At 67.9% G+C, this 2,051-nt stretch carries 3 protein-coding genes; 2 read left to right on the top strand and 1 reads right to left on the bottom strand.

All coding sequences use genetic code 11. The annotated features are described in order from the left end of the window. The first annotated feature begins 309 nt into the window (after positions 1-309). Positions 310-711 carry a DUF6993 domain-containing protein gene (locus tag Vqi01_RS30170; protein WP_239098780.1) on the top strand — a complete coding sequence of 134 codons (402 nt, stop codon included), beginning with the start codon at positions 310-312 and terminating at the stop codon, positions 709-711. On the opposite strand, the gene Vqi01_RS30165 is transcribed toward Vqi01_RS30170, so the two are convergent. After that, positions 662-1,579, bottom strand: a complete 918-nt coding sequence (locus Vqi01_RS30165) for an AraC family transcriptional regulator (protein WP_204038529.1) — start codon at positions 1,577-1,579, stop codon at positions 662-664. The genes Vqi01_RS30170 and Vqi01_RS30165 overlap by 50 nt on opposite strands. 165 nt (positions 1,580-1,744) lie before the next feature. On the opposite strand from Vqi01_RS30165, the gene Vqi01_RS30160 reads away from it, so the two are divergent. Next, positions 1,745-2,051 (top strand): alpha/beta fold hydrolase (locus Vqi01_RS30160; protein WP_372444469.1); only part of this gene is annotated, 307 nt, incomplete at its 3' end.

Below are 2,051 nucleotides of genomic sequence, written 5' to 3'. Positions count from 1 at the left end.
TCATCCTCGGCGCGTCCGATCGACGGCAAAAGAGGAAGCGGTCCCAACCGGCCGGTGGTGTCTGCGCATAGTTTCAAGTGGCTTGCTTCATGGGCCGCGGGAGGGCGACCGCCGGGCAAAGTGACGATGTCTCGTACGATCAGATCCTCGGAGCCGAGACGACGGGGGTCGGTGAGGCGGGCAGGGAAGATCAGCAGGTCGACGGCTGCTGCCGCGCTCGCCGTGCTAGCGCTCGGCTGCGCGGCACCAGGCACCGGGGTCGGAGACGTGCAGGCGATACCCCCCACGAGTGCGCCAGCGTCGCCCGCAGTGGTGGCAGACCCGACTGGTCCGCAGGCAGGCGCACTCCCCAACCACGCCGGCAACAACGGCTGGAAGCAACGGCACGAGCTCTCCGCCGCGGACCAGCGCACCGGGCAGAAACTCGCCGCGCAGATCCGGCCCAGGCTCGAGGCGCTACGCGCGGCTGGAGACTTCGCGCCGGCGTCCACTCAGCGAGCGCTGCTCGACCTGGGCATCAAGGCCGACGCGATCGAGGTCACCGCCATGCGACCGCCGACCGGGCAGGAGACGCCCCCGACGGGTGCGGTATACGCGGTTCACTTCGCGAACGTGGGCTGTGTGATCGGGGACGTGCGGCCCGAGCGAGTCATGGTCGAGATCACCGGCTCGGCTGCTGAATTTGGGTGCCTGGAGCCTTTCTCGCACTGACGCCATCCGGCGTCACCAGCCTCGGAAGTGGCTGCCGTCGACGGCTCTGCGGCGATGTTGAGTCGGGCCGAGCAGACCGCCGGTCTGGCTGTGGCGCGTTGGGATCGGGCCAGGCGATGTCGTCAACTGCCAGCCACGGTTGACCGACTGCGATCGCCGGGGTCGATCCGGTGAACGCCGCGACGTCGCGATGTAAGTGGGACTGGTCGGAGTAGCCGCAAGCGGCGGCGACTCGGGCTGCGTGTTCACCCGCGACCAAGCGGTGGATGGCGTGGTCGAAGCGGACCAGCTTCGCGGCGCGTTTGGGCGCCGCGCCTATCTGCGTGTGGAACCGATACCACAAACGCTTACGGCTCCAGCCGACCTCGGCCGCCAGTCTGTCGACCCGGGCTTGGCCACGACTGACGAGGATCCGCTCCCAGGCCCAGGCCACCTCCGGATCCAAGGGTAATCCTGCGGTACGCGACCCAGCCTGCCATTGGTCGGCGAGCAACGCGTCGACCAAGGCGAACCGGTCCTTCCACGAGGAGGCGTTGCACAGTTGCTCACGCACCTGCGACGCCTGTCGCCCCCACACGTCCTCCAGAGTCACTACGGCACCGTTCAGGTCGCCCGGCGATACGCCAAGAATGGGGCGAGCGATGACCGGGGACAGGCGTACCTGCACGGCCTCGAAATTCTCGCCGCGCACCCACAACGCGTCGGATCCGGATCCGAGCCCGGCGACAAGATTTCCCCGTCGTTGCCGCCCTGCGGCATCGTCCACAATGAGCGGGCCGGAGCCGAACTCCAAGGCCAGCGTCACCGCAGGGTGTGGGATCACCAGCTGGCCGACTGCGGTCACGCCGCGATCACGAAAGCCGGCCATGCTGACACCGGCCACCCGGCTAGGCCGCGCGGGCCGGATGACCTCCCAGAGAGTCGCATCGCCACGTCCGCAAACGTTGGAAGGCATCATCGAATGCTACGCCGGGCCGGGTCGACCGGAACATTTGTTCAAGCCAACAGTGCCGCAGGCAACGACAGTAGGCTCATGACGACATCGCCACCCCCCGGCAACCAGCTCGACGAGACTCACCCGCGCTCGTCCGAGCAGCAATCGGCTAGGAGTCGCACCCGCCGGCGACGCCGCATCATCGCCTCGACAACCCTGCTCACGGTCGTCGGCTTGCTCCTGGCGAACGCGGCAATGGTGAACTGGCAGACCGCCCCTGCCACAGGAGACTCGATCCTGCATCTCGACGGCGGCGACATCAACGTCAGCCAGGACGGACCCCGCGACGCCCCGGCACTCGTGTTGATCCACGGGCTCGGTGCCTCAATCGAGTGGTGGAGTCCAC

It is taken from the genome of Micromonospora qiuiae (assembly GCF_016863555.1).
GTDB lineage: Bacteria > Actinomycetota > Actinomycetes > Mycobacteriales > Micromonosporaceae > Micromonospora > Micromonospora qiuiae.
This window is presented reverse-complemented; position numbering and strand designations above follow the sequence as displayed.

Excerpts from the sequence above, each read along its gene's own strand:
- Vqi01_RS30165 (WP_204038529.1), bottom strand. The coding sequence starts at position 1,579 with ATGGCCGGCTTTCGTGATCGCGGCGTGACCGCAGTCGGCCAGCTGGTG.